Origin of the sequence: Pseudomonas sp. RGM2987 (assembly GCF_022952855.1) — a bacterium.
Taxonomy (GTDB): Bacteria; Pseudomonadota; Gammaproteobacteria; order Pseudomonadales; family Pseudomonadaceae; genus Aquipseudomonas.
Window position 1 is genome coordinate 21256 of the sequence record NZ_JALJDX010000154.1, and the last position, 6649, is coordinate 27904.

Below are 6649 nucleotides of genomic sequence, written 5' to 3' on the forward strand. Positions count from 1 at the left end.
GGATCGCGTCTTACTTCTTCGCGGCGAACAACGCGTCGAGCTTCTGCTCGAAGGTGTGGTAGTCGATGCGATCGTAAAGCTCCATGCGCGTCTGCATGGTGTCGATGACATTCTGTTGCGTGCCGTCGCGGCGGATCGCGGTGTAGACGTTCTCGGCCGCCTTGTTCATGGCGCGGAAGGCCGACAGCGGGTACAGCACCAGGGACACGTCAGCACCGGCGAGCTGCTCGGTGGTGTACAGCGGCGTCGCGCCGAATTCGGTGATGTTGGCCAGGATCGGCGCCTTCACGCGGCTGGCGAACAGCTTGTACATCTCAAGCTCGGTAATGGCTTCGGGGAAAATCATGTCCGCCCCGGCTTCGATGCACGCGGCGGCGCGGTCCAAGGCCGAGTCCAGCCCTTCCACGGCCAAGGCATCGGTGCGCGCCATGATCACGAAACTGTCATCGGTGCGAGCATCGACGGCGGCCTTGATGCGGTCGACCATCTCCTGCTGCGAGACGATTTCCTTGTTCGGCCGATGGCCGCAACGCTTGGCGCCGACCTGATCTTCGATATGAATCGCCGCCGCGCCAAACTTGATCATCGACTTGACGGTGCGGGCCACGTTGAATGCCGAGGAACCGAAACCGGTGTCCACGTCCACCAGCAGCGGCAGGTCGCAGACGTCGGTGATCCGCCGCACGTCGGTGAGCACGTCGTCCAGGCCGGTGATGCCCAGGTCCGGCACGCCGAGGGAACCGGCTGCGACGCCGCCGCCCGACAAGTAGATCGCCTTGAAACCGGCGCGCTTGGCCAACAGTGCGTGGTTGGCGTTGATCGTGCCCACCACTTGCAGCGGATGCTCGTTGGCGACCGCATCGCGGAATCGCTGGCCTGGCGTGCTGTTGCTGGAACTCATGACTCACCTCGTTCAGTGGTGGCGCTGTCCTGGTAATGACGCGCGATATTGCGTTTGGAGGCGCCGATGTGCCGGCGCATCAGTAATTCCGCCAGCTCACCGTCACGGTCGGCGATGGCATCGAGAATCCGGTGGTGCTCGGCAAAGGCCTGGCGCGGACGGTTGGGCGTGGTGGAGAACTGGATGCGGTACATGCGCACCAACTGGTACAGCTCGCCGCAGAGCATCTGGGTCAGGGTGCGGTTGCCGCTGCCCTGGATGATCCGGTAATGGAAGTCGAAATCGCCTTCCTGCTGGTAGTAGCCGACTCCGGCCTGGAACGCCGCATCGCGCTCGTGGGTTTCCAGGACCCGGCGTAACTCGTCGATCTCTTCCAGGGTCATGCGCTCGGCCGCCAGGCGGCAGGCCATGCCTTCGAGGGATTCACGGATTTCGTAGAGTTCCAGCAGTTCGGCGTGGTTGAGCGATACCACCCGGGCGCCGACGTGAGGCACGCGTACCAGCAGGCGCTGGCCTTCCAGGCGATGGATCGCCTCGCGCAATGGCCCACGGCTGATGCCATAAGTGCGAGCCAGCTCGGGTTCGGAGATCTTGCTGCCAGGGGCGATTTCGCCTTTGACGATAGCTGCCTGGATCCGCCGGAAGACGTTCTCGGAAAGCGTCTCCGAGTCGTCCTGGGCCATCACCGGCGATTCGAGCTGATCGAGCATATTGTCGACACCTTTGAAATCAATGAAGCAAAAACTAACCAATTACAGGGAAGACGTCAAAGTAAAAATAGATATTGTCGACAATTGTCTAATAGCCGACGGCTTAGCGAGTCGCCGTGAAGAGCAGTCGTAGCCTCCGGCCAGCGGTGGCGTCAGAAAACCACCGTGCTAGAATGCCGCCGCTGTTTACTGCTCTTCTATTTATTACAGAAGGCTACCCAAGGAGCTTGTGCAGTAATGCCAGGGCCTGAACCGATAAACGGAACGCCGCGCACCAGGATCTATGACACTCAAGCCCTTATCTGCCGTTCTTTATTTCATGTGCCTGCCCGGCCTTGCCGCGGCGGGTGAAAAAACCGTGTACGGCCTCAACGAATACGCGACCTTGCAGGGCATCGACCTTGAAGTCGCCGCCAAGCTCGATACCGGCGCCAAGACCGCATCCCTCAGTGCCCGCGACATCAAGCGCTTCAAGCGCAACGGCGAATCCTGGGTGCGTTTCTACCTGGCCATCGACGCCGCCCATTCGCACCCTATCGAACGTCCGCTGGCCCGGGTCAGCAAGATCAAGCGCCGCGCCGGGGACTACGACCCGGAAGAGGGCAAGAAATACACGGCCCGGCCGGTCATCGAACTGGATATCTGCATGGGTTCGGCCCTGCGCAGCATTGAAGTGAACCTGACCGACCGTAGCGCCTTCCAATACCCGTTGCTGATCGGTTCCGAGGCGCTCAAGCGCTTCGATGCACTGGTCGACCCCAGTCTTAAATACGCTGCCGGCAAACCCGCCTGCGCCAATGCCGCTCAAACCGCAGAGTAATTCCAATGCGCTCCCTGACCCTCCATTTGAAAGTGCTGATCGCCATCCTGGTGGTGCTGGGCCTGTCGGTAACGGCCTATCAGATTTTCGTGCTCGGCATCCCGGTGACCGAAGACGCCACCGACGACCTGTGGAACATCGACGCCAAGGTCGAGTTCGTGCCCAATGCCAAGGATCCGGTGAAGATCCAGATGTTCGTGCCCCCGCTGAGCCGCGACTATGTCAGCCTCAACGAGAGCTTCATCTCCAACAACTACGGGGTGGCGGTGAACCGGGTCGATGGCAACCGCAAGGTGACGTGGTCGGCGCGTCGGGCCAAGGGCAACCAGACGCTGTATTACCGCCTGGTGCTGACCAAGCGCTACAGCGCCGAGAAAACCAAGGTCAAGGGTCCGACGTTCCGCGACAGCATCGCCGTCGAAGGCCCGGAGAAGCTCGCCGCCGAAGCACTGCTCGCACCGATCCGCCAGCATTCGGCCGACGTCGAAACCTTCATCAGTGAAGCCATCAAGCGTGTCAACAATCTCAACGACGACAACGTCAAGCTGCTGCTGGCCGGTGATCCGTCATCGAGCAACAAAGCCAGGATCGTCGAACTGGTGCTGTCCATTGCCCACGTGCCGGTGGAAAAAGTCCACACCATCCGCCTGGTGGCCGACCAGCCGCAGACACCTGAACTGTGGCTGCGCAGCTTCAACGGCAACGACTGGCTGTATTTCAACCCGGACACCGGCGAACAGGGCCTGCCCACCGACCGCCTGCTGTGGTGGACCGGCGATGAGAACCTGATCACCGTCGATGGCGGCAAGAAAGCCACCGTCACCTTCAGCATGAACAACAGCGAAATGAACGCCATTCGCCTTGCCAAGCTGACCGACGAGAACACCGACGCCAACTTCCTCGAATATTCTCTCTACGGCCTGCCGCTGCAAACCCAGCAGACGTTCATGATCATGGTGATGATCCCGATTGGCGTGCTGGTGATCCTGGTGCTGCGCAACCTGATCGGTTTGCAGACCCTGGGTACGTTTACGCCGGTGCTGATCGCCCTGGCCTTCCGCGAAACCCAGCTGGGCTTCGGGATCATCCTGTTTACGGTGATCACCACCCTGGGCCTGTCGCTACGCTCATACCTGGAGCACCTCAAGCTGCAGATGCTGCCACGGCTGTCGGTGGTGCTGACGTTCGTGGTGGTGCTGATCGCGGCCATCAGCCTGTTCAGCCATAAGCTGGGCCTGGAGCGTGGCCTGTCGGTGGCGCTGTTCCCAATGGTGATCCTGACCATGACCATCGAACGCCTGTCCATTACCTGGGAGGAGCGCGGCGCCGGTCATGCGATGAAAGTCGCCATCGGCACCCTGTTCGCCGCCTCCCTGGCGCACCTGATCATGAGCGTGCCGGAGCTGGTGTACTTCGTCTTCACGTTCCCGGCAATCCTGCTGATCCTGGTGGGCTTCATGCTGGCCATGGGTCGTTATCGCGGTTACCGCCTGACCGAGTTGGTACGGTTCAAGGCCTTCCTGAAGGCTGACTCCTGATGTTCGGCTTCTGGAAGACCTGGAAGGCCCTGGAAGCGCGGGGGATCATGGGCATCAACCGGCGTAACGCCGACTACGTGCTCAAGTACAACAAGCGCAGCCTGTACCCGATCGTCGATGACAAGATCATCACCAAGGAACGGGCCATCGAGGCGGGCATTCATGTGCCGGAACTGTACGGGGTGATCTCCACCGAGAAGGAGATCGACAAGCTCGACTCGATCATCGGCGGGCGCACCGACTTCGTGATCAAGCCGGCCCAGGGTGCGGGCGGCGACGGCATCATCGTGATTGCCGACCGCTTCGAGGGCCGCTATCGCACGGTGTCGGGCAAGATCCTCAGCCATGAGGAACTCGAACACCACATCTCCAGCATCCTCACCGGCCTGTACTCCCTGGGCGGGCACCGCGACCGGGCGCTGATCGAGTACCGCGTGGTGCCGGACCAGATCTTCAAGAGCATCAGTTATGAGGGCGTGCCGGATATCCGCATCATCGTCCTGATGGGCTATCCGGTGATGGCGATGCTGCGGCTGCCGACCCGCCAGTCCGGCGGCAAGGCCAACCTGCACCAGGGCGCCATCGGCGTGGGCGTCGACCTCGCTACCGGCCTGACCCTGCGCGGCACCTGGCTGAACAACATCATCACCAAGCACCCCGACACCACCAATGCCGTGGACGGCGTGCAACTGCCCTACTGGGATGGTTTCATGAAACTGGCCGCCGGCTGCCATGAGCTGTGCGGGCTGGGCTACATCGGCGTCGACATGGTGCTGGACCAGGAGAAAGGCCCGCTGATCCTGGAGCTGAACGCCCGCCCGGGATTGAACATCCAGATCGCCAACGACTGCGGCCTGACCCTGCGCACCCACGCGGTGGAAGCCCGCCTGGAAGACCTCAAGACCCGGGGCGTCGTTGAAACCGTGGAAGAGCGCGTGGCGTTTGCCCAGGAGCTGTTCGGGCATATTCCGCCGGTTGAGGGGTAAAACACCGAAGACCGAAATCTCCCCTTTGGCGAGGGAGCTTGCTCCCGCTGGGTTGCGCAACAACCCCTGGTACATCCACCGCGATCTGGCTGACGCACTGAGGTGCCAGGTTTTGGGGTTGCTTCGCAACCCAGCGGGAGCAAGCTCCCTCGCCACAGGGTTGAGCGGGCTATTTCTGTCGCCAGACGTACCCATCTCCGACATCCCTCTAGGAGCAAATCCTACAGGAGATTACAATCGCTCCCCCCGCCTGAACGGCTGACCCGCCTCGCCCATGCCAACCTGTTCCGTACACCCGTTACCTTACCGCGCCAACCCCGCCGAGTACTTTGCGGCGATCCGCCATGCCCCCGGCAGCGTGCTGCTCGACAGCGGTCGGCCGAGTGCCGAGCGCGGGCGTTATGACTTGCTCAGCGCCTGGCCCCTGGCGCAACTGGCGGTGCTACCGAACGAGAGCGGTAGTGATTTCCTGCAACGCCTGCGCGCTCAACTGACGCAACTGGGGCACGCTGCCTTGCCGGCCACGGTGCAATTACCCTTCGCCGGCGGCCTGATCGGCTACTTGAGCTACGACTTCGGCCGACACCTCGAAACCCTGCCGTCCCACGCCCTGGATGACCTGCAACTGCCCGATGCGCGTTTCGGCGTGTACGACTGGGCCTTGGTCAGCGATCATCAGGCCGGCACCAGCCAACTGGTGTTCCACCCCCATTGCGGCAAAGAGGAACGCCAGCGCCTGATCGCCTTGTTCAGCCAACCGACCCCGGTGCCGGCCAGCGATTTCAGCCTGGCGGGGCCGATGACGCCGGACCTCAGCGCGCAGGCCTATCGCCAGGCGCTCGAACAGATCCACGGGTATATCCAGGCCGGGGATTGCTATCAGGTCAACTTTGCCCAACGCTTTCGCGCACCCTGCCAAGGCGATGCCTGGGCGGCTTACCAAGCGCTGCGGGCAGCGTGCCCGACACCATTTTCCGGATTCCAGAGCCTGCCCGATGGCGGTGCGGTGCTAAGCCTGTCGCCAGAACGCTTCGTCAAGGTCAGCCACGGTCATGTCGAAACCCGGCCGATCAAAGGCACCCGCCCCCGCGGCACAACGCCCACTGAAGATGCCGCGCACGCTGCCGAGCTGCTGGCCAGCGCCAAGGACCGGGCAGAAAACCTGATGATCGTCGACCTGCTGCGCAACGACCTGGGCCGCACTTGCCGTATAGGCTCAGTGCAGGTGCCGGAGCTGTTCAGCCTGGAAAGCTACCCGAACGTCCACCATCTGGTCAGCAGCGTGACCGGCGAACTGGCCGAGGACAAAGATGCCTTGGACCTGATCGCCGGTAGTTTCCCCGGCGGCTCGATCACCGGCGCCCCGAAAATCCGTGCCATGCAGATCATCGACGAACTCGAACCGACCCGACGCGGCCTGTATTGCGGATCACTGTTGTACCTGGACGTGCGTGGCGAGATGGACAGCTCCATCGCCATCCGTAGCCTGCTGGTCAAGGATGGACAGGTGTGTTGCTGGGGCGGCGGCGGGATCGTCGCGGACTCGGACTGGCAGGCGGAGTATCAGGAATCGATCACCAAGGTGAAGGTGCTGCTGGAAACATTGCAGAATCTGTAACCGCTTCGCGAACAACACATGACCATTTGTGGGAGCGGGCTTGCTCGCGAAGGCGGTGTGTCAGATATTTATAAGC

General features: G+C 62.0%; 6 protein-coding genes. 4 read left to right on the forward strand and 2 right to left on the reverse strand.

Features of this window, described 5'->3' with window-relative positions; all coding sequences use genetic code 11:
- Nucleotides 1-10: 10 nt before the first annotated feature.
- Together prpB and RGM2987_RS06490 are read right to left on the reverse strand one after the other, a co-directional pair.
- Nucleotides 11-901 (reverse strand): methylisocitrate lyase, encoded by an 891-nt coding sequence (gene prpB, locus RGM2987_RS06485; RefSeq protein WP_232777519.1) that lies wholly within the window; start codon nt 899-901, stop codon nt 11-13.
- Nucleotides 898-1611 carry a GntR family transcriptional regulator gene (locus RGM2987_RS06490; RefSeq protein WP_245139290.1) on the reverse strand — a complete coding sequence of 238 codons (714 nt, stop codon included), beginning with the start codon at nt 1609-1611 and terminating at the stop codon, nt 898-900. Before RGM2987_RS06490 ends, prpB begins: the two co-directional genes overlap by 4 nt.
- 283 nt (nt 1612-1894) lie before the next feature.
- On the opposite strand from RGM2987_RS06490, the gene RGM2987_RS06495 reads away from it, so the two are divergent.
- The 4 genes from RGM2987_RS06495 to pabB all read left to right on the forward strand — a co-directional run bounded on the left by RGM2987_RS06495 (nt 1895) and on the right by pabB (nt 6573).
- Nucleotides 1895-2431 (forward strand): ATP-dependent zinc protease, encoded by a 537-nt coding sequence (locus RGM2987_RS06495; RefSeq protein WP_245139291.1) that lies wholly within the window; start codon nt 1895-1897, stop codon nt 2429-2431.
- A 5-nt stretch (nt 2432-2436) separates the two neighbouring features.
- On the forward strand, nt 2437-3969 hold the full coding sequence (locus RGM2987_RS06500) for an inactive transglutaminase family protein (RefSeq protein WP_245139292.1): 1533 nt from the start codon (nt 2437-2439) through the stop codon (nt 3967-3969).
- Nucleotides 3969-4955, forward strand: coding sequence for an alpha-L-glutamate ligase-like protein (locus tag RGM2987_RS06505; RefSeq protein WP_245139293.1), 987 nt, complete (start codon nt 3969-3971; stop codon nt 4953-4955). The genes RGM2987_RS06500 and RGM2987_RS06505 overlap by 1 nt, the downstream gene beginning before the upstream one ends.
- 274 nt (nt 4956-5229) lie before the next feature.
- The gene (gene pabB / locus RGM2987_RS06510; protein ID WP_245139294.1) at nt 5230-6573 is read left to right on the forward strand and encodes an aminodeoxychorismate synthase component I; all 1344 of its coding nucleotides are present in this window, start codon (nt 5230-5232) and stop codon (nt 6571-6573) included.
- The last annotated feature ends 76 nt before the right edge of the window (nt 6574-6649 follow it).